The following is a 20,478-nucleotide window of genomic DNA, read 5'->3' as shown; positions in this document are numbered from 1 at the left end:
TCAGACGGCGGGCCGGAGCCAGGGCCGGTTCACGGCCGGTTCAGGGCAGGGGGCGGCGGGCGACGACGCGGTAGGTGTTGGAGAGGCCGGGGGCGCGGCGCAGGAGGGGCGAGAGAAGGAGATCCAGGATCGCCACCGCGTCCACCAGGGGGCCGGCGAGGGCGGTCAGCGCGGTGCGCAGGGTGTGCTGGCGGCCGGTGGGCGGGTTGTCGCGCCAGGGGGCGTCGGCGGCGGGCAGCACGTGGGCGAGGAGCAGGGCGACGGCCGCCGACAGGTCGTTGGGCCTGTGCGGGGTACGGCGGTCGGTGGCGAGGATGGTGCAGCCCTGGGACTCCAGTTCCGCGCGGAGGTTGTCCAGCGGCAGCAGGTGGAGATGGCGTGGCTGGCCGTGCGGCAGCCACCACCTGCCCAGCAGCCGGGCGGGCACGCAGTGCGGGTCGGGCAGTTCGATCAGCAGGTGCCCGCCGGGGCGCAGCGCGGTGAGGGCGCCCCTCAACTCCGCGCGGGGGTCAGGTACATGGGCCAGGTGGTGGAAGACGCTGACCACGTCGTAGCGCCCGCGCAGCCGCTCCGCGATGTGCGGGTCTGCCAGGTGCCCGACGTGGGCCTCCTCGACCCACCCCTGCTCACGGGCCCGCTCCACGCGCTGGGTGGGGTCAAGGCCGTCGAAGGCGGTGTACGGGAACACCTCCCGCGCCACCCCGGGGAAGTGGCCGTGGCCCGTGCCGACGTCCAGCCAGCTCTCCGGCTCCCCCACGGTGCTCATCAGGCGCGCGTCGGACCGGTGCCGCCGGCGGCCGCGGCGGGACGCGAGCACCGGGGCCACGAGTCCCTCCGGGTGCTCCTCGTCGAAGTCCCGGTGGTAGAAGGCCAGTCCGGCCGCCGTGAGCCGGGGGTTCTGGAAGGCGTGGCCGCACTCCCGGCACTCGTCGACGGTGAACGTGCCCGGCTTGTGCTGGAGCAGGTCCGGCGCGCGCAGCCGGGTGATCAGCCGACCGGAGCCGCACCACGGGCAGTCCGCTCGGGGCGGCTCCTGGAAACGGCCGGTGCCCTGGGCGAGTTCGGCGGCGTAGGCGAGGCGGCGCGGGTCGTAGAACCCCGGAGCGTACGGCATGGGCGGCTCCCGGTGGATCACTGCGGAACAAGTCACTGCAAAGGGAACGTATGGGATCCGGATCTTGGCCGGAAAGACGCCGTACGGGTGTGGTGGCGATGTGGCGCCGCCCGGTTGGATCAGGGCCGGTACTGTTCGGCGAATGAGCTCGCTGAATCTCGACGACTTCACCGATCTGATCGAGCGCCCGGACGGCGGCCTGCGCCGTGACGCCGAGGCGCGCCGGGAGCGTCAGATCGTGCCGCCCGGTGCGCTGGGCCGCCTGGACGACCTGGGTGAATGGCTGGCCTCGGCGCAGTCCGCCGTACCGGTGCGGTCGGTCGAACGGCCGAAGGCGGTGCTGTTCGCCGGCGACCACGGAGTCGCGGAACTGGGTGTGTCGGTGCGCCCCGCGGGCGGTGCCGAGCAGCTGGTACGGGCGGTTCTGGAGGGCGGCCGGCCGGTGTCCGTGCTGGCCCGGCGGCTCGGCGTGCCGGTGCGGGTGGTCGACATGGCGCTGGACTGCGCGCCCGAGTCGCTGCCCGAGGACGTCGTACGGCACCGGGTGCGACGCGGCAGCGGGCGCGTCGACATCGAGGACGCGCTGACCCTCGAGGAGGCGGAGGCCGCCTTCCGGGCCGGTGTGGCGGTGGCCGACGAGGAGGCCGACTCCGGTACGGACCTGGTGGTACTGGGCGACATCAGCGTCGGCGGGACCACGCCGGCCGCCGTGCTGATCGCCGCGCTGTGCGGGACGGACGCCTCGGTGGTGACGGGCCGCGGCGGCGAGCCGATCGACGACCTGGCGTGGATGCGCAAGTGCGCGGCGATCAGGGACGCGCTGCGGCGGGCCCGGCCCGTCCTCGGGGACCAGTTGCAGCTGCTGGCCACGGTGGGCGGCGCCGACCTCGCCGCGATGACGGGCTTCCTGTTGCAGTGCGCGGTGCGGAAGCTGCCGGTGATCCTGGACGGCGTGGTGTCGGCGGCGTGCGCGCTGGTGGGTCAGCGGGTGGCGTTCCGGGCGCCGGACTGGTGGCTGGCCGGTCACGACAGCGGCGAGCCGGGCCAGGCCAAGGCGCTGGACCGGATGGCGCTGGAGCCGCTCGTGGACCACGGCGTACGGGTCGGCGAGGGGACGGGGGCGCTGCTGGCGCTGCCCCTGGTGCAGAGCGCCGCCGCGCTGGCCGCGGAGCTGCCCGAGCGCCCGGAGGACCAGGAGGACCCGGACGACCCGGACACCAAGGCGACCGAGGACGAAGCGCCCGAGGAGAAGGCAGCCGAAGGCGGGAAGGGCGAGGAAAAGGCAGCCGAGGAGTAACCGCACGAGGGCCGGCGCCCCTCCTCCCCCTCGACGGAACGCACCCCGTCCGGACACCGGCCGCCGCCCGATGAGGCACGGGCTCAGCCGGCAGAGCGGCGACCCCAACGCCACCGAACCACGCACCCCCGCCGCCCGCCGGCCGCGACGAAGGGGCGCCCACCTGGGGCGGTATCCACCGGCATCGCCCGGCCGGGCGTCCTCGCCGCTCGCGCGCCGCGGGCGACGTCGCTCCCGGATCCGTGCGCGAACACGGCGATCGGCCGCGAAGGACCGGACGGCCACCCACGCGCAGCGGGCCCCCGCACCCACCGGCAGCGGGCCGCGTCGCGCACGGACGGCGGGTGAAAAGGGACGTTCACCGGGGCGGCGCCCATATGATCACTGTTCATGGGAGATGCCCGAATTGCCGTGCGTGAGGAGCAGGCCCCGGTTCGTGTGGCCGGGGCGGGACGGCCGGGCGGCGGGGCCTCGCGGCGGGCGGCCGCCTTCGCCGTCTGGTACCTGCGGGCGGTCGCGTTCGTCAACTTCCTCAGCGCGGCGTGGGTCTCCCTGGGGCAGGACGTGCGGCGGCACAACCAGGAGGACCTCTTCACGCCGTACCTGCTGACCGCCGGCTTCGCCTCCGGCGTGTTCGCCGCCTTCCTGGCCATCACCATGCGGCGGCGCAAACGGGCCGCCTGGATCCTGAACCTGGCGCTGTCCGGTCCGTTCCTCGCGCTGTTCGCGTTCACCATGACGTTCCCGGAGATCCGCCGCTCGGCGCAGAACTGGATCTCCCTGGCCCTCACCGCCGCCTTCGTCGCCGCGCTGCTGCTCGGCCGCCGCGAGTTCTACGCCAAGGGCGACCGTGCCAACCCGCGGCTCGCCGCCGCCGTCGGCCTCGGCGGGCTGCTGGTCTCCTCGCTGCTCGCCGCACTGCTGGTGACGGTCACCAACCAGGCCCCGGACGCGGCCCGTTCGACGTACCTCCAGCGCTGGCACTACGGCACGCTGCGGCTGGTCTCGGTCGCCGCCTCCGAGGCCCGCTTCCCCGACATCCACACCCCGAACTGGGTGAACGTGTCGATCAACGTACTGTCCACGGCCCTCGTCCTCGCCGTCCTGTACGCCGCCTTCCGCTCCCGCCGCGCCGTCGACCCACTCACCGCCGACGACGAGAGACGGCTGCGGGAACTGCTGGAGCGGCACGGCGAGCGCGACTCGCTCGGCTACTTCGCGCTGCGCCGGGACAAGAGCGTGATCTGGTCGCCGACCGGCAAGGCCGCCGTCGCCTACCGCGTCCTCGGCGGGGTGTCCCTGGCCTCCGGGGACCCGCTGGGCGACCCGGAGGCCTGGCCCGGCGCCATCGAGGGGTGGCTGGCCGAGGCGTGGGCGCACGGCTGGAGCCCGGCCGTGATGGGCGCGAGCGAGGAGGCCGGCACGGTGTACGCGCGGCACGGTCTCGACGCCCTGGAACTGGGCGACGAGGCCGTGGTCGAGGTCGACGGCTTCACCCTGGACGGGCGGGCCATGCGGACCGTGCGGCAGGCCTACAACCGGGTCGCACGGGCCGGGTACTCGGTGCGCGTCCGGCGGCACCAGGACATCCCCGCGGACGAGATGGCGTACCTGATCGACCGGGCCGACGACTGGCGGGACGGGCCCACCGAACGCGGCTTCAGCATGGCGCTGGGCCGGCTCGGCGACCCGCGGGACGGGCAGTGCGTGATGCTGGAGTGCCATGACGCAGAAGGTGAGTTGAGGGCCGTGCTGTCCTTCGTGCCGTGGGGGCCGCACGGGCTGTCCCTGGACGTGATGCGGCGCGACCGGCACGCCGGCAACGGGCTCATGGAGTTCATGGTGCTCGACCTGCTGCGCCGCGCCCGGGAGATCGGGATCACCCAGGTCTCGCTCAACTTCGCCGTGTTCCGCTCGGTCTTCGAACGAGGGGAGCGCCTCGGTGCCGGACCGGTGCTGAGGCTGTGGCGTTCACTGCTCGGACTGTTCTCCCGCTGGTGGCAGATCGAGTCGCTGTACCGGGCGAACGCCAAGTACCGGCCCATCTGGGAGCCGCGGTTCCTGCTCTTCGAGAAGAGCGCGGACCTGCTGCGCATCGGCCTCGCCGCGGCGCGCGCGGAGGGGTTCCTGGAGCCGCCGGAACCGCCGAAGTGGCTGCACCGAGGGCACCTGGAGACGCACGGATGACCGCACTGGCCCGCTGGGCGCGCACCGAATGGGGGCTGCTGTACGCCACCGTGCGCGAGCCGCTGCCGAAGCGGCGCCTGCGGGCCGTCCCGATGACCGCCGGAGCGGTGAGCCTGACGGCGCTGCTCCATCTGGTGCAGAACCAGTCCTGGGGCTATGGCCTGGTGCAGCACGTCGGGGCCGTACGGGCGGATGAGCCGCTGTGGCTCGCGCTGCTGCGCACTCCCCTGTCGCTGTTCGTGCCCGCGCTGGACCTGCCGGTGTGGGGCGCGCTGGCGCAGATCCTGTGCGTGTTCGGCATCGCCGAGATCTGCCTGGGCCGGCCTCGGACCCTCGCCGTCGCCTACGTCGCCACCCTCTCCGGAACCCTGTACGCGCGCCTGGGCGTCGTCCTCGGCCCGCACCACCCGCTCGGCCTGCCCGGCACGGACGCGCAGGTGGTGGACACCGGCCCGTCGGCGGCCGTGGTGGGCCTCGCGGTCTACGTCGGCTGGCGCTACGGGGCGTACGTCACGGCGGGCGCGGTGATCGCGGCCATGGCGCTGGAGGTCGGGCTGAAGCAGAACCTGGCCGGCAAGGAGCATCTGGCGGCGATCGCGGGGACGCTGCTGCTGTGCGCGCTGTCGGCGGCCCGGCACCGGGTGCCGCGCGCCGCGGCGTCATCTGCGTCCGGGCAGACGGGCCGGCTGCTGGTCCGGTTTGCCGCCGATCCAGTCCTGGAACGCCCGGCGGGGGCCGGACCAGCGCCGGTCGTGCCGGTCGGCACGCCGGCCGGCACGGGCCAGGGCGCGCGGGCGGTGGCGGTAGAAGCGCCTGGCCCAGTAGGAGTCGGGGCGGGCCAGACGCATCGCGCCGAACAGCGCGACGAACGGAATGATCACGCCGAACAGGGCGATGCGGCCCTTGCCCTTGCTCAGGGCGATCAGGGAGAAGACGAAGTTCACGACCACGCTCGTGATGACCGCCCCGCGGTCCTGCAACTCGGCCTGGGACAGGTTGTTGACGCCGAACGGGGAGAACCCGGCGAGCACCAGGGCGACCAGCGCCGCGGTGAGCACCACGACCTCGACGCTCTTGCGGCCCGACTCGGTCCAGTAGACGTCGTCCAGGTGCAGGATCAGCGCGAACTCGTCCAGCACGAGGCCCGCGCCGACGCCGAAGACGACCGCGAAGATCGCCGTGGCGGCCTCGTGCCGGCCGCTGCTGGCGACCACTCCGAAACCGCCGAGGACGGTGAGGACGACGCCGGGCACGGCGTGGTGGATGTGCAGCCCGCCGGCCTTGACGTTGCCGAAGGGGCCCTTCCCTGCGCGGATCAGCCGGGTGATCACGCGGGTGACCACGAAGGTGAGGACGAAGGCGGCCAGCGCCAGGAGCAGGGGCAGCTTGCCGGGTTCGACGATGTTCCGCTCCAGCCAGTGCCCCATGTATGCAGTGTGCCGCCTTCCCCGGTCACCCGCCCGCCCGCCGGGGGGCCGGCGCAGGTCCCGTAGTCTGCCCGCGTGTTCAGGATCCCCTCGTCGCACGGGCCGCGGTTCGCCTTCGGCACCCTCACCGTCCTTCCGGTCAGGGTGAGCCGCTGGGACCGCGAGGCGGCGCGCGGCGGGATGCTCTGCGCGCCGCTCGCCGGACTCGTGGTCGGGGTGGCCGCGGCGGCCGTGGGACTGCTGCTGCTTCTCGCCGGCGCCGGAGCGCCGCTCGCCGCCGTCGCCACCGTCGCCGTGCCCGCCGCGCTGACCCGCGGACTGCATCTGGACGGGCTCGCCGACACCGCGGACGGACTCGGCAGCGGCAGGCCCGCCGAGGACGCGCTGCGGATCATGAAGCAGTCGGACATCGGCCCCTTCGGGGTGATCACCCTCGTGTTCGTGCTGCTCGCCCAGGTGGCCGCACTGACCCGGGCCTACGACGGATCCTGGGCACGCGGCGCGCTCGCCGCCGTCGTCTCGGCGACGGTCGCCCGGCTGGCCCTGACGCTGGCCGCCCGCACCGGGGTGCCGGCCGCCCGGCCGGAGGGACTGGGCGCCACGGTCGCCGGGGTGGTCCCGGTGCCGGGCGCGTTCGGCACGGCCCTCGTGGTCGCGGCGGCCGCCGTGGCGGCGGGCGCCTTCCTCGGCGCCCGCGACTGGGTGCTCACGGCGCTGGCGGTGGTCGCCGCCCTGGCCGCCGCCGAACTCCTCCTGCGCCACTGCACGCGCCGCTTCGGCGGTGTGACGGGCGACGTCTTCGGCGCGCTCGCCGAGACGGCCGCCACCACGGTGCTGGTCGTCCTGGCCCTGCGCTGAGCCGGGTGGTTCAGCAGGTCCGGCGCCACGCCCCCAGTTCGTACTTCTTCAGCAGCGAGCTGAGCCCCAGCCGCCGGGACTGCGCGCAGAAGCGGCTCGTCGGCAGCTCGTACTCGGCGTGGAACACCGCCTTGCCCGCCGCGACGAAGGGCTCCAGCTCGGCGCATTCGCCGTACTGGGCGCACTGTTCGTTGACCGCGAAGTCGAAGTCCGCCACCAGCCGCGGGATCTGGTCCAGGTCGTTCTTCAGGCCCACCGCCATGCCCCGGTCGTGGGCCAGCTTCGCCACCAGGCGGTTGTAGCGGAGCTGGTCGGCGGCCGTCAGCGGAAAGCCGGTGCGGTTCCTGTAGCCGTCCATGTTGTCCGGCTCCACCGCGTCGAAGCCCTTCTCGCGGCACATGTCGAGGCGGGCCGCCATCAGGGGTCCGAGGACGTCGGTGCGGCGGATGTCGAGCCAGCGCTCGCCCTCCCAGCCGTTGCCCCGGCCGAGGACGGAGGCCGGGAACTTCCCCGCGTCCGGGCGGAACTCCTCCCAGGCGCCGGTCGAGAGGTAGCAGATCACCCTGCGGCCCTCGCGGTGCAGCCGGGCGACCGTGGCCGCCGAGTGGTCGAAGCCGTCGATGTCGTAGACCTCGGCCGGTACGGAGGTGTCGAGACGGCCGCTGAGCTGCCACTGCCAGCTCGTGCCCGGACGCGGCTGCCAGCGTCCGGCGGCCGGGCGGGCGGCGCCGTCGCCGCGGCCGTCGTCGCCGCCGGCACCGTCCTGGTGGGCGGCGCAGCCCGCGAGCAGCAGGAGTGCCGCAGTCGGCGCGAGAAGGCGCGAGATCAGTGCTCTCAACGGGCGGGCTCCCGGGTGCGGTGACGGACGTACGTCCGACGATCATCGCCGATTCCATTGCCGTACAGGGAAGTTGCCCGCCCGGTCGGCGGTCCGGGCCTTCCGCCACCGCCGTCGGCGCCGCTTCCGGCCACCGGTGCCGGAACCGGGACGTGACGGCTGCGCCTCTGCCGGGTGAACACCCGCAGGAGTATTCGGCGCCGTGACGCGCGTAGGCTCGTGCCGGGTGTTTGCCTGCCCGGGTGAAGACCGCACCTTACGAAGGACTTATGGTCGGGCCCGGTCGACCCACCCGAATTCGGCCAACCACCTTTCACAGGGAAGCGAGATTTCACCACCGTGACTGCTCTCACTCTCAGCACCACCGCGGCGCCCGGCCTGCGGGCCGACGCGATCGTGGTCGGTGTCGCCAAGGACTCCGGATCGAAGTCTGGGGACCTGGTCGTAGCACCGGGCGCCGAGGCCGTCGACGAGGCGTACGACGGCAAGCTCGCCGGCGTCCTGGGGACCCTCGGCGCCTCCGGTGCCGAGGGCGAGGTGACCAAGCTGCCCGCGCCGTCCGGCTTCAAGGCCCCGCTCGTGCTCGCGGTGGGCCTCGGCCCGCGCCCCGAGAAGGACTCCGGCTACGACGCCGAGGCGCTGCGCCGGGCCGCCGGCGCGGCCGCCCGTGCCCTCGCCGGATCGAAGAAGGCCGGCTTCGCGCTGCCGGTCGCGGACGCCGCCGACGCCGCCGCGGTCGGCGAGGGCGCGCTGCTCGGCGCGTACTCCTTCGACAGCTACAAGGAGAACGGCAAGGACGCCGAGTCCCGCAACGGCAAGGCCCCGCTCGGCGAGGCCGTGCTGCTCGGCGGCAAGGGCCGCGACAAGGCGTACAAGGCCGCCGTCGAGCGCGCCACCGCCCTGGCCGAGGAGCTCAACCGCTGCCGCGACCTGATCAACACCCCGCCGAACGACCTGAACCCGGCCGCCTTCGCCGCCGTCGCGCAGGACGCGGCCAAGGAGCACGGCCTGAAGGTGCAGGTGCTCGACGAGAAGGCGCTCGCCAAGGGCGGCTACGGCGGCATCCTGGGCGTCGGCTCCGGCTCGGCGTCGGCGCCGCGGCTGGTCAAGCTGTCGTACACGAGCCCCAAGGCGAAGAAGCACCTGGCCCTGGTCGGCAAGGGCATCACCTACGACTCGGGCGGCATCTCGCTCAAGCCGGCCGGCCACAACGAGACGATGAAGTGCGACATGAGCGGTGCCGCCGCCGTGTTCGCCGCCGTCGTCGCCGCCGCGCGGCTCGGCCTCGAGGTCAACGTGACCGGCTGGCTGGCGCTGGCCGAGAACATGCCCTCCGGCTCCGCCACCCGTCCCGGCGACGTGCTGCGCATGTTCAGCGGCAAGACGGTGGAGGTGCTCAACACCGACGCCGAGGGCCGGCTCGTCCTCGCGGACGCGCTGTGGGCCGCCTCGCAGGAGAAGCCGGACGCGATCGTGGACGTGGCCACGCTGACCGGCGCGATGGTGCTGGCGCTGGGCAGCCGCACCTTCGGGATCATGGCGAACGACGACGCGTTCCGCTCCGCCATCCATGAGGCCGCGGAGGAGGTCGGCGAGGAGGCGTGGCCCATGCCTCTGCCGGAGCACCTGCGCAAGGGCATGGACTCCCCCACCGCCGACCTGGCCAACATGGGCGAGCGCATGGGCGGCGGGCTGGTCGCCGGCCTGTTCCTCCGCGAGTTCATCGGTGAGGGCATCACGTGGGCGCACCTCGACATCGCCGGGCCGGCGTTCAACGAGGGCGGTCCGTTCGGTTACACGCCGAAGGGTGGCACCGGTTCGGCGGTACGCACGCTCGTGCGTCTCGCCGAGCTCGCCGCCTCCGGCGACCTCGGCTGATTCGTCGCACGGCCGTCGTCCGGTCCGCCGGACGACGGCCGTGCCGCGTGTGCGCCGGTCGCGCCCGCGCGACGTGGGGTGTATCACACTCCAGCCCCGCGTCTCGTTCACTCCCGACAAGTGCGAAGATGGGCGTCGGCAGGACAGGGCCCCCACCGAAGGGCCGAAACTCAAGCGGCCGGACACCAGCCGCCTGCCGGTCACCGACGACCGGCGTACGGCGCACATGCATGGAGGACGTGACGTGGCGAACGACGCCAGCACCGTTTTCGACCTAGTGATCCTCGGCGGTGGCAGCGGTGGTTACGCCGCGGCCCTGCGCGGGGCGCAGCTGGGCCTGGACGTCGCCCTGATCGAGAAGGACAAGGTCGGCGGTACCTGCCTGCACCGGGGTTGCATCCCCACCAAGGCCCTGCTGCACGCGGGCGAGATCGCCGACCAGGCCCGCGAGAGCGAGCAGTTCGGTGTGAAGGCCAGCTTCGAGGGCATCGACGTGCCCGCCGTCCACAAGTACAAGGACGACGTCATCTCGGGCCTGTACAAGGGCCTTCAGGGACTCATCGCGTCCCGCAAGGTGACCTACATCGAGGGTGAGGGCCGGCTGTCCTCCCCCACCTCCGTCGACGTCAACGGGCAGCGGATCCAGGGCCGTCACGTCCTCCTGGCGACCGGTTCCGTGCCGAAGTCCCTGCCGGGTCTGCAGATCGACGGCAACCGCATCATCTCCTCCGACCACGCCCTCGTCCTGGACCGCGTGCCGAAGTCCGCGATCATCCTGGGCGGCGGTGTCATCGGCGTCGAGTTCGCGTCCGCCTGGAAGTCCTTCGGCACCGACGTCACGATCGTCGAGGGCCTGAAGCACCTCGTCCCGGTCGAGGACGAGAACTCCTCGAAGCTGCTGGAGCGCGCCTTCCGCAAGCGCGGGATCAAGTTCAACCTGGGCACCTTCTTCCAGAAGGCCGAGTACACCCAGGACGGGGTCAAGGTCACCCTGGCCGACGGCAAGGAGTTCGAGGCCGAGGTCCTGCTCGTCGCCATCGGCCGCGGCCCGGTCTCCCAGGGCCTGGGCTACGAGGAGGCCGGGGTCGCCATGGACCGCGGCTACGTCCTCGTCGACGAGTACATGCGCACCAACGTCCCGACCATCTCCGCCGTCGGTGACCTGGTCCCGACCCTCCAGCTGGCGCACGTCGGCTTCGCCGAGGGCATCCTGGTGGCGGAGCGTCTGGCCGGTCTGAAGACCGTTCCGATCGACTACGACGGTGTTCCGCGGGTGACCTACTGCCACCCGGAGGTCGCCTCCGTCGGCATCACCGAGGCCAAGGCCAAGGAGATCTACGGCGCGGACAAGGTCGTCGCCCTGAAGTACAACCTGGCCGGCAACGGCAAGAGCAAGATCCTCAAGACCGCGGGCGAGATCAAGCTCGTCCAGGTCAAGGACGGTGCCGTCGTCGGCGTCCACATGGTCGGCGACCGCATGGGCGAGCAGGTCGGCGAGGCCCAGCTGATCTACAACTGGGAGGCGCTGCCGGCCGAGGTGGCCCAGCTCATCCACGCCCACCCGACCCAGAACGAGGCGCTCGGCGAGGCCCACCTGGCCCTGGCCGGCAAGCCGCTGCACTCCCACGACTGACGCTTCACGTCACGGGCGCGACGACACAGACTTCCGTAATTCGTTAGGAGCAACCGAAACCATGGCGGTTTCCGTAACCCTTCCGGCGCTCGGCGAGAGCGTCACCGAGGGCACTGTCACCCGTTGGCTGAAGGCCGAGGGCGAGCGCGTCGAGGCCGACGAGCCGCTGCTCGAGGTCTCGACCGACAAGGTCGACACCGAGATCCCCTCGCCCGCCGCCGGTGTGCTGGCCTCCATCAAGGTCGCCGAGGACGAGACCGTCGAGGTCGGCGCCGAGCTGGCCGTCATCGACGACGGCTCCGGCGCCCCCGTCGCGGCCCCGGCCCCGGCCGCCGCCGAGGCTCCGGCCCCGGTCGCCGAGCCCGCCCCGGCCCCGGTCGCCGCGGCTCCGGCCGCCCCGGCCCCCGCCGGCGCCACCGGCACGGACGTGGTCCTGCCCGCGCTCGGCGAGTCCGTCACCGAGGGCACCGTCACCCGCTGGCTGAAGTCGGTCGGCGACTCCGTCGAGGCCGACGAGCCGTTGCTCGAGGTCTCCACGGACAAGGTCGACACCGAGATCCCGGCGCCCACCTCCGGTGTGCTGCTGGAGATCGTCGTCGGTGAGGACGAGACCGCCGAGGTCGGCGCCAAGCTCGCCGTCATCGGCGCCCCCGGTGCCGCTCCGGCTGCTGCTCCGGCCCCGGCCGCCCCGGCTCCGGCCGCCGCCCCGGCTCCGGCTCCGGCAGCCCCCGCGGCCCCGGCCGCTCCGGCTCCCGCTGCTCCGGCTCCGGCTCCGGCTCCGGTCCAGCCCGCAGCCCCGGCTCCCGCGCCGGCCGCGCCCGCCCCGGTCACCCCGGCCCCGGCCGCGGCTCCGGCCGCCGCCCAGCCGACCGACGAGGGCGCGTACGTGACCCCGCTGGTGCGCAAGCTCGCCGCCGAGAACGGCGTCGACCTGTCCACCGTCAAGGGCACCGGCGTCGGCGGCCGTATCCGCAAGCAGGACGTGCTCGCCGCGGCCGAGGCCGCGAAGGCCGCCGCCCCGGCAGTGGCCGCCCCGGCCGCCCCGGCGAAGAAGGCCCCCGTCCTGGAGGCCTCCCCGCTGCGCGGCCAGACCGTGAAGATGCCGCGGATCCGCAAGGTCATCGGCGACAACATGGTCAAGGCGCTGCACGAGCAGGCACAGCTGTCCTCGGTGGTCGAGGTCGACGTGACCCGCCTGATGCGCCTGCGCGCCCAGGCCAAGGACTCGTTCGCGGCGCGCGAGGGCGTCAAGCTCTCCCCGATGCCGTTCTTCGTCAAGGCCGCCGCCCAGGCGCTGAAGGCCCACCCGGTCATCAACGCCAAGATCAACGAGGCCGAGGGGACCATCACCTACTTCGACACCGAGAACGTCGGTATCGCGGTGGACTCCGAGAAGGGCCTGATGACCCCGGTCATCAAGAACGCCGGTGACCTCAACATCGCCGGTATCTCCAAGGCCACCGCCGACCTGGCGGGCAAGGTCCGGGCCAGCAAGATCACGCCGGACGAGCTGTCCGGTGCGACCTTCACCATCAGCAACACCGGTTCGCGCGGCGCGCTGTTCGACACGATCATCGTGCCGCCGGGTCAGGTCGCGATCCTCGGCATCGGCGCCACCGTCAAGCGCCCGGCCGTCATCGAGACCGAGGAGGGCACGGTCATCGGCGTCCGCGACATGACCTACCTGACCCTCTCCTACGACCACCGCCTGGTGGACGGCGCCGACGCGGCCCGTTACCTGACGGCGGTCAAGGCGATCCTGGAGGCGGGCGAGTTCGAGGTCGAGCTCGGCCTCTGATCCCGTCACCCGGGACCCAGCAGTACGGCGCCCCCGTCCGGAACCTTCCGGGCGGGGGCGCCGCGTTTGCCGTTTCTTGGCCATGACGGCGTGTAAGTCTCGTCTCACCTGCACGAAAGCGCCCGTATGCCCCCTTCCGCCGGGCGCTGACAGCCGTATTGTCTAAACGTCGAACGCCCCCCGGGGGCCCGTGGGTCCCCCCTTGAAGGAGCCCTCCATGACCGCGCCCGTCGTCCACTCGCTGCGCGAACAGATCCGCGAGCACATCGTGGAGGGGATCGTCAGCGGGCGCTGGAAGCCGGGCGAGCGGATCGTGGAGCGGCGGATCGCCACCGAGCTGGAGGTCAGCCAGACGCCGGTGCGGGAGGCGCTGCGCGAGCTGGAGTCGCTGCGGCTGATCGAGTCGGCGCCGAACAAGGGCGTGCGGGTGCGCAACCTGACCGCCGCAGACCTGGAGGAGAGCTACCCGGTCCGGGCCGGCCTGGAGGCCATCGCGGCGGAGCTGGCGGCCGAGCGGCTGGCGGACGACTGCTCGGCCCTGGAGCCGCATGTGGCGGCGCTGTACGAGGCCGACCGCAGGTCCGACGGCACCGGCCAGGTGCGGCACACGGTGGCCTTCCACCGCGAGCTGGTCCGCGCGGCCGGGAACTCGGTGCTGCTGCACACCTGGGAGGGCCTGGGCATCGAGGTGTTCACCGCGCTCTCGATCCGCTGGCTGGGGACGGTCCAGCAGTCCTACGCGGAGGAGCACGAGGAGCTGGTGCAGGCGTTCAAGCGGCGGGACCCGCGGATCGCCGAACTGGTCAAGTCGCACGTTCTCGGCTGCGCGCCGCGCGCCTGAGGCAGTCGAGCACCTGTACGCTCACCTGCGAAAACCCTTTGAAAAAGCGGCACCGCGTGCCCGTTTCCAAGGCACCGGGTGCCGACTTTCTCGAAATCGAAGGGTTTTGCACTTGAACCCTTTGATCGATCATCGATCAGGGAGTTAGAGTCTCCGCTGGGCTTCCACCAGAGCCTCACGCCCTGTCCTGCCAAAGACCTAGGGCACCCCCTGAACCCTTGCCGATGAGGGAACCCCCTTCGACTGAGGAAGGCGGCGACATGACCGACCCCAACGCCATCCAGCCGAGCGAGCTCGACCAGCTCCCGGACCGCGACCCCGAGGAGACTGCCGAATGGCAGGCCTCCCTGGACGCCGTCGCCAAGGCGGCCGGGACGCACCGTGCCGCGTATCTGATGCGCCGTACGCTGGAGCGCGCCGAGGACGCCGGCGTTGTCCTGCCCAAGCTCCTCGAGACCGACTACGTCAACTCCATCCCGACCTCCGTCGAGCCGGCCACCCCCGGTGACGAGGCCATGGAGGCCCGCATCACCGCGTGGAACCGCTGGAACGCGGCGGCGATGGTGACCCGCGGCAGCAAGTACGGCGTCGGCGGCCACATCGCCACCTTCGCCTCCGCGGCGTGGCTGTACGAGACCGGCTTCAACCACTTCTTCCGCGGCAAGGAGGGCGACGGCTCCGGCGACCAGCTGTACATCCAGGGCCACGCCTCCCCGGGCATCTACGCCCGCGCCTTCCTCGACGGCCGGCTGTCCGAGCAGCACCTGGACAACTTCCGCCAGGAGGCCGGCGGCAACGGCCTGCCGTCCTACCCGCACCCGCGCCGCCTGCCCTGGCTGTGGGAGTTCCCGACGGTGTCGATGGGCCTCGGCCCGATCTCCGCCATCTACCAGGCCCGGTTCAACCGCTACCTGACCAGCCGCGGCATCAAGGACGTCTCCGACTCCCACGTCTGGGCGTTCCTCGGCGACGGCGAGATGGACGAGCCGGAGTCCACCACCGCGCTGACGCTCGCCTCCCGCGAGGGCCTGGACAACCTCACGTTCGTCATCAACTGCAACCTGCAGCGCCTGGACGGCCCGGTCCGCGCCAACTTCAAGATCGTGCAGGAGCTGGAGGCCCTCTTCCGCGGCGCCGGCTGGCACGTGATCAAGACGCTGTGGGGCTCCGCCTGGGACGAGCTGTTCGCCCTGGACACCACGGGCGCGCTGGTACGCCGGCTGCGCCAGGTACCGGACGCGCAGATCCAGACGTACCAGACCCGCGACGCCGCCTACATCCGCCAGGACTTCTTCGGCGCCGACCCGGCGCTGGCCGAGATGGCGAAGCTGCTGAGCGACGACAAGATCATCGAGTGTTTCCACTTCTCGCGCGGTGGTCACGAGGCGCGCAAGGTCTTCGCCGCCTACAAGGCCGCCCTGGAGCACAAGGGCGCCCCGACGGTGATCCTGGCCCAGACGGTGAAGGGCCACACCCTCGGTACGGGCTTCGCGTCGAAGAACGCCAACCACCAGATGAAGAAGCTCTCGGTGGACGAGTTCAAGCAGATGCGTGACCTGCTGGAGCTGCCCATCGCGGACAGCGCCTTCGCCGACGGCCAGGTCCCCTACGGCCACCCCGGCGCCGACTCCCCCGAGGTCCGCTACCTCCAGGAGCGCCGCGCGGCGCTCGGCGGCCCGGCCCCGGCCCGCCGCGTCCACCCGGTCGCGCCGCTGCCCGCCCCCGCCGACAAGGCGTTCGCCGCCTTCGACAAGGGCTCCGGCTCGCAGAGCGTGGCCACCACCATGGCGTTCGTCCGCCTGGTCAAGGACCTGGTCCGCGACAAGGAGACCGGCAAGCGCTGGGTGCCGATCGTCCCCGACGAGGCGCGCACGTTCGGCATGGAGTCGCTGTTCCCCTCGCTCGGCATCTACTCGCCCAAGGGCCAGACGTACGAGCCGGTCGACCGCGACCAGCTGATGTACTACAAGGAGGCCAAGAACGGCCAGATCCTCAACGAGGGGATCACCGAGGCCGGTTCGATGGCCGACTTCATCGCCGCTTCGTCGTCGTACTCGACGCACGGCGAGGCGATGATCCCCTTCTACATCTTCTACTCGATGTTCGGCTGGCAGCGCACGGCCGACCAGATGTGGCAGCTCGGCGACCAGCTCGGCCGCGGCTTCCTGGTCGGCGCCACCGCGGGCCGCACCACGCTGACGGGTGAGGGTCTGCAGCACGCCGACGGCCACTCGCCGGTCATCGCGGCGACCAACCCGGCCGCGCTGAGCTACGACCCGGCGTTCGCCTACGAGGTCGCGGCCATCGTCAAGGAAGGTCTGCGCCGCATGTACGGCCAGGCCGAGCCCGGCGAGGACCAGGACGTCTTCTACTACCTGACGGTCTACAACGAGCCGCTGCCGCAGCCCGCCAAGCCGTCCGTCCCCGGGGTCGACGAGGGCATCGTCAAGGGCCTGTACCGCTTCAACACGGCGGAGTCGGCGGGCCTGACGGTCCCGGCGAACGCGCCGCGGATCCAGCTGCTCGGCTCCGGCACGGCGATCCACTGGGCGCTGGACGCCCAGCGGATGCTCGCGGAGGAGTGGGGCGTGGCCGCCGACGTGTGGTCCGCGACCTCCTGGGGCGAGCTGCGCCGGGACGCCATGGAGGCCGACGCGGCGCTGCTGCGCGGCGAGGAGCGGGTGCCGTACGTCCGCCGGGCGCTCCAGGGCGCCGAGGGCCCGGTCCTCGCGGTCTCCGACTACATGCGCCAGGTCCCGGACCAGATCGCGCAGTGGATCGAGCAGGACTACACCTCGCTGGGCGCCGACGGCTTCGGTCTGTCGGACACCCGTGACGCCGCCCGCCGCCACTTCGGCGTCGACGCCCAGTCGATCGTCGCCGCCTCCCTGGCCCAGCTCGCCCGGCGCGGCGAGGTGAAGGCCTCGGCGGTCAAGGAGGCCCGGGAGAAGTACGGCCTGTGAGACACACCGCATGACGACGAAGGGGCACGGCCGCGGCCGTGCCCCTTCGTCGTCGCCGGCCCCGGCATGATGGCCGTATGCGTGCCGCCCGTCTGATCAAAATGGTGCTGCTGCTCCAGTCGCGGCCCGCCATGACCGCCGCCGAGCTCGCCCGGGAACTGGAGGTGTCGGAGCGGACCGTCACACGGGACGCGCAGGCGCTGTCGGAGGCGGGCGTGCCGGTGTACGCGGACCGGGGGCGGGCCGGGGGCTACCGGCTGGTCGGCGGCTACCGCACCCGGCTGACCGGGCTCGACCGCGGTGAGGCGGAGGCGCTCTTCCTCAGCGGTGTTCCGGGGGCGCTGCGGGAGATGGGACTCCAGGACGCCGCCTCGGCCGCCCGGCTGAAGGTGTCCGCGGCCCTGCTCCCCTCCCTGCGCGACGCCTCCCGTACGGCGGCGCAGCGCTTCCACCTGGACGCGCCCGACTGGTTCCGCGAGCCGAGGACGCCCGAGCTGCTGCCGGCGGTCGCGGAGGCGGTGTGGGACGACCGGCGGATCACCGCGCGCTACCGGCGCGGCGAGGAGGAGGTCGCGCGGGAACTGGAGCCGTACGGTCTCGTGCTCAAGGCGGGCGGGTGGTACCTGTGCGCCCGGGTCGTGGGGCCCGGCTCCTTCCGGGTCTACCGCGTGGACCGTTTCGCGGCCGTGGACGCCGGCGCGGGGAAGTGCTTCGAACGGGACGGCGACTTCGACCTGCCCGCCTTCTGGGACGAGCGGGCCGCGCAGTTCGCGCGGTCCGTCCTGCGGGCCGAGGTGGTGGTACGGCTGTCCGAGGAGGGCCTGCGGCGGCTGCCGCACGCCGTCGGGCCGGTGCCGGCCCGGGCGGCGCTCGAGGCCGTCGGGGCCGCGGCCGGCCGCGACGGGAGCGGCTGGGTGACGGTGACCCTGCCGGTGGAGTCCGAAGAGGTCGCCCACACCCAGCTCACGGCGCTCGGGCCGGAGGTCGAGGTGCTGGCTCCCGAGGCGCTGCGGGCGCGTTTCGCGCGCGACGCCGAACGGCTGGCCGCGCTGTACCGCCCCTGACGTCCCGCCGCATTCCGCGTGCGCCCCCCGGCGCGAGGGCCGATGCTTGAGCCGTGATGGACGAGACGGAGTTCTGGGAGCTGATCGACGGCAGCCGCGAGGCCGCCGAGGGGGATCCGGAGGAGCAGGCCGACCTGCTCGTCGAGCGGCTGCTGGGCTGCGATCCCGAGGTGGTCCTGGACTTCGCCCGTCACTTCGAGGCCCGGTACAACCGGGCCTACCACTGGGACCTGTGGGGCGCCGCCTGGGTGCTCCTGGACGGGGCCAGCGACGACGCCTTCGACTTCTTCCGGTGCTGGCTGATCGGCCAGGGCCGGGAGGTCTTCGAGGGCGCCCTGCACGATCCGGACTCGCTCGCCGACCTGCTGGACGACTTCGACGAGGAGGTCGACGGCGACGGCGAGGAACTCGGCTACGCGGCCGACGAGGCCTACGAGCAGCTCACCGGCACGGTCGCCCCCGACCTCGGCATCCCGCCCGCCCCGGCGGAACCGGAGGGCACCCCGGTCGACTTCGAGGACGACCGGGCGCTCGCCCAGCGCTATCCGAAGCTGTGGGACCGGTTCCGTGAGTAGCACCCCCGGACGACTCCCGCCACCCGCGGACCCACTGTGACGGCCCCCGCGGGAACGTCGTGGGGGGTGGTGCGGGGGGCTCGGGAGGGCCGGGAGGCCCAGGAGAGCCCGGAGAGCCCGGAGAGCCCGGAGAGCCCGGAAAGCCGGAAGGGCCGGGAGGCCTGGGAGGGCCGGGAGGGCCAGAAGGTCCGGGTGGCCCGGGAAGGCCAGAACGGCCAGGAGGCCCAGGAGAGCCAGGAGGCCCAGGAGAGCCTGGAGGCCCGGGGGGTTCCGGATGCCCCGGAGAGCCGGGAGGCCCCGGAAGCCGAGGAGGCCCAGGACAGCCGAGAGACTTCGGAGAGCCGGGAGGCCCGGGGAGTTGCGTCCGGCCAGGCCGAGCGGGGCACGATCCGCGGCCCGGGCGCGTCGTGCGCCGGGGCCGCCGGACGGGGCACGACGGCGGGCACGGACACGGACGTCGTCCGTCCGGAGCCGGACACGGCGGCGGGCACGGACACGGACGTCCGTCCGGAGCCGGACACGTACAGCAGCGGCGCACCGACGGCGGCGGCGCCCGGCAGGCAGCACAGGAGCGCCACGCGAGCGCCACGCGGCCGCGCGGCTCTTGGCACCACACGCATGAGCCCCCTCCCGGGGCGGTTCCGGTCCGTCCGCGATGTGCCCTCTGCCACCTGGTGGAACCAACGTCCTGGTCCAGGACGTTTATGGGGGTACACGTACACGTGGCCGGTCCCCGGATCCACGTGTGCGTGGCTGATCACTGGACCCGTCCCGCGCGTATGTGTGGATCCGAGGAGAAAGGCGGCGTGAGTGAACCTGCTCGACCTGCTGTTGGTGCTGGTGATCCTCGTCTACGCCGCGTCCGGCTACCGGCGGGGACTGGTGGCCGGCTGTGTCTCGCTGGCCGGTTTCGTCGGCGGTGCCGTCATCGGCGTGTGGATCCTGCCGTGGGTGATGGACTTCGTCACGCGCGGGACGACCACGGCGACGGTCACCGCCGTGCTCACGGTGCTGGTGCCGGCCGTGGTGGGGCACGAGCTGGCGGGCCGTCTGGCGCTGCGGCTGCGGCGCGAGCTGGACCGCGGGCCGCTGCGGGTGGCCGACGGCATCGGCGGGGCCGCCGCCAACACGGTGGCGGTGCTGATCGTGGCCTGGGTGGCGGCGAGCGTCCTGGGCGCCTCCTCCTCCCCGGTGGTGACATCGGCGATACGCGACTCCAGGCTTCTGGGCACCGTGCAGAACGCGATGCCGGACACCACCCCGGCCTGGTTCTCGCGTGCCACCTCCGCGCTGACCGAGGCGGGCTTCCCGCAGGTCTTCAACCCCTTCGAGAGCGAGCCGGCGGCGGGCGTCGCCCGGCCCTCCGGGGACAGCGTGACGGAGGACGCGACGAACGCCGCCCGGTTCAGCACGGTCAAGATCGAGGGCGCCGCGGGCAACCAGGGCCGCGAGGGCAGCGGGTTCGTGTACGCGCGGGAGCATGTGATGACCAACGCGCACGTGGTGGCGGGCATCGACGATCCGGCCGTGCGGATCGGCGGCGTCGGGCGGTCGTACGAGGCACGGGTGGTGCTGTTCGACCCGCACCGGGACGTGGCCGTGCTCTACGTCCCCGGGCTGGACGCCCCCGTGCTGCGGTTCGACGACACCGCCGCGCGCGGCGACTCGGCGGTGGTCGCGGGCTATCCGCAGGACGGCGACCTGAACCTCCAGGCGGCGACGGTGGCGAACCGGATCCGGGCGACGGGCCAGAACATCTACAACAACGGCACGGTCACCCGGGAGATCTACTCGATCCGCTCCACGGTCCGCCCCGGCAACTCCGGCGGTCCGCTGCTCACCACGGACGGCCGGGTCTTCGGCGTGGTCTTCGCCCGCTCCACCTCCGACAACGAGACGGGATACGTCCTGACGGCGGCCGAGGTCGCCCCGGACGCGCAGCGGGCGGCGCACGCGACCGTGCCGGTGGACACGGGCGGGCTGGTGACCACGTGACTCAGGGCCT

Annotated in this window: 14 protein-coding genes; 11 read left to right on the top strand and 3 right to left on the bottom strand. The window is 72.8% G+C overall.

Features of this window, described 5'->3' with window-relative positions:
- Nucleotides 1–40 precede the first annotated feature (40 nt).
- Nucleotides 41–1,114 carry a class I SAM-dependent methyltransferase gene (locus ACWC91_RS11370; protein ID WP_376501869.1) on the bottom strand — a complete coding sequence of 358 codons (1,074 nt, stop codon included), beginning with the start codon at nucleotides 1,112–1,114 and terminating at the stop codon, nucleotides 41–43.
- Nucleotides 1,115–1,256: 142 nt separating this feature from the next.
- Here ACWC91_RS11370 and cobT point away from each other — a divergent pair, with 142 nt between their 5' ends.
- Together cobT and ACWC91_RS11360 are read left to right on the top strand one after the other, a co-directional pair.
- Nucleotides 1,257–2,411, top strand: coding sequence for a nicotinate-nucleotide--dimethylbenzimidazole phosphoribosyltransferase (cobT, locus tag ACWC91_RS11365; protein WP_225074350.1), 1,155 nt, complete (start codon nucleotides 1,257–1,259; stop codon nucleotides 2,409–2,411).
- A 390-nt stretch (nucleotides 2,412–2,801) separates the two neighbouring features.
- Entirely contained in the window at nucleotides 2,802–4,598 is a 1,797-nt protein-coding gene (locus ACWC91_RS11360) for a phosphatidylglycerol lysyltransferase domain-containing protein (RefSeq protein ID WP_281154608.1), read from the top strand.
- A gap of 659 nt (nucleotides 4,599–5,257) precedes the next feature.
- On the opposite strand, the gene ACWC91_RS11355 is transcribed toward ACWC91_RS11360, so the two are convergent.
- Nucleotides 5,258–6,025 carry a hypothetical protein gene (locus ACWC91_RS11355; RefSeq protein WP_225074352.1) on the bottom strand — a complete coding sequence of 256 codons (768 nt, stop codon included), beginning with the start codon at nucleotides 6,023–6,025 and terminating at the stop codon, nucleotides 5,258–5,260.
- Between the two features lie 75 nt (nucleotides 6,026–6,100).
- On the opposite strand from ACWC91_RS11355, the gene cobS reads away from it, so the two are divergent.
- Nucleotides 6,101–6,883, top strand: a complete 783-nt coding sequence (cobS, locus tag ACWC91_RS11350; RefSeq protein WP_281154609.1) for an adenosylcobinamide-GDP ribazoletransferase — start codon at nucleotides 6,101–6,103, stop codon at nucleotides 6,881–6,883.
- 10 nt (nucleotides 6,884–6,893) lie between these two features.
- Here cobS and ACWC91_RS11345 read toward each other — a convergent pair whose 3' ends face one another.
- Nucleotides 6,894–7,712: an endo alpha-1,4 polygalactosaminidase gene (locus ACWC91_RS11345; protein WP_450640132.1), complete on the bottom strand. Its 819-nt coding sequence runs from the start codon at nucleotides 7,710–7,712 to the stop codon at nucleotides 6,894–6,896.
- 348 nt (nucleotides 7,713–8,060) lie between these two features.
- On the opposite strand from ACWC91_RS11345, the gene ACWC91_RS11340 reads away from it, so the two are divergent.
- The 8 genes from ACWC91_RS11340 (at nucleotide 8,061) to ACWC91_RS11305 (ending at nucleotide 20,468) form a co-directional block, all read left to right on the top strand.
- Complete coding sequence (locus tag ACWC91_RS11340) at nucleotides 8,061–9,599, top strand: leucyl aminopeptidase (RefSeq protein WP_225074355.1); 1,539 nt, start codon at nucleotides 8,061–8,063, stop codon at nucleotides 9,597–9,599.
- 244 nt (nucleotides 9,600–9,843) lie between these two features.
- The gene (gene lpdA / locus ACWC91_RS11335; protein WP_141361564.1) at nucleotides 9,844–11,232 is read left to right on the top strand and encodes a dihydrolipoyl dehydrogenase; all 1,389 of its coding nucleotides are present in this window, start codon (nucleotides 9,844–9,846) and stop codon (nucleotides 11,230–11,232) included.
- A 61-nt stretch (nucleotides 11,233–11,293) separates the two neighbouring features.
- Entirely contained in the window at nucleotides 11,294–13,030 is a 1,737-nt protein-coding gene (sucB, locus tag ACWC91_RS11330) for a 2-oxoglutarate dehydrogenase, E2 component, dihydrolipoamide succinyltransferase (RefSeq protein ID WP_450640115.1), read from the top strand.
- Between the two features lie 217 nt (nucleotides 13,031–13,247).
- Nucleotides 13,248–13,871, top strand: a complete 624-nt coding sequence (locus ACWC91_RS11325) for a GntR family transcriptional regulator (protein WP_225074357.1) — start codon at nucleotides 13,248–13,250, stop codon at nucleotides 13,869–13,871.
- A gap of 260 nt (nucleotides 13,872–14,131) precedes the next feature.
- Nucleotides 14,132–16,834 (top strand): pyruvate dehydrogenase (acetyl-transferring), homodimeric type, encoded by a 2,703-nt coding sequence (gene aceE, locus ACWC91_RS11320; protein ID WP_225074358.1) that lies wholly within the window; start codon nucleotides 14,132–14,134, stop codon nucleotides 16,832–16,834.
- A 77-nt stretch (nucleotides 16,835–16,911) separates the two neighbouring features.
- Nucleotides 16,912–17,898, top strand: a complete 987-nt coding sequence (locus ACWC91_RS11315) for a helix-turn-helix transcriptional regulator (protein WP_281155485.1) — start codon at nucleotides 16,912–16,914, stop codon at nucleotides 17,896–17,898.
- Between the two features lie 56 nt (nucleotides 17,899–17,954).
- Complete coding sequence (locus ACWC91_RS11310; protein WP_225074471.1) at nucleotides 17,955–18,473, top strand: DUF4240 domain-containing protein; 519 nt, start codon at nucleotides 17,955–17,957, stop codon at nucleotides 18,471–18,473.
- A gap of 810 nt (nucleotides 18,474–19,283) precedes the next feature.
- Nucleotides 19,284–20,468 (top strand): MarP family serine protease, encoded by a 1,185-nt coding sequence (locus ACWC91_RS11305; RefSeq protein WP_450640118.1) that lies wholly within the window; start codon nucleotides 19,284–19,286, stop codon nucleotides 20,466–20,468.
- The last annotated feature ends 10 nt before the right edge of the window (nucleotides 20,469–20,478 follow it).

It is taken from the genome of Streptomyces sp. NPDC001204 (assembly GCF_053598035.1).
This window is presented reverse-complemented; position numbering and strand designations above follow the sequence as displayed.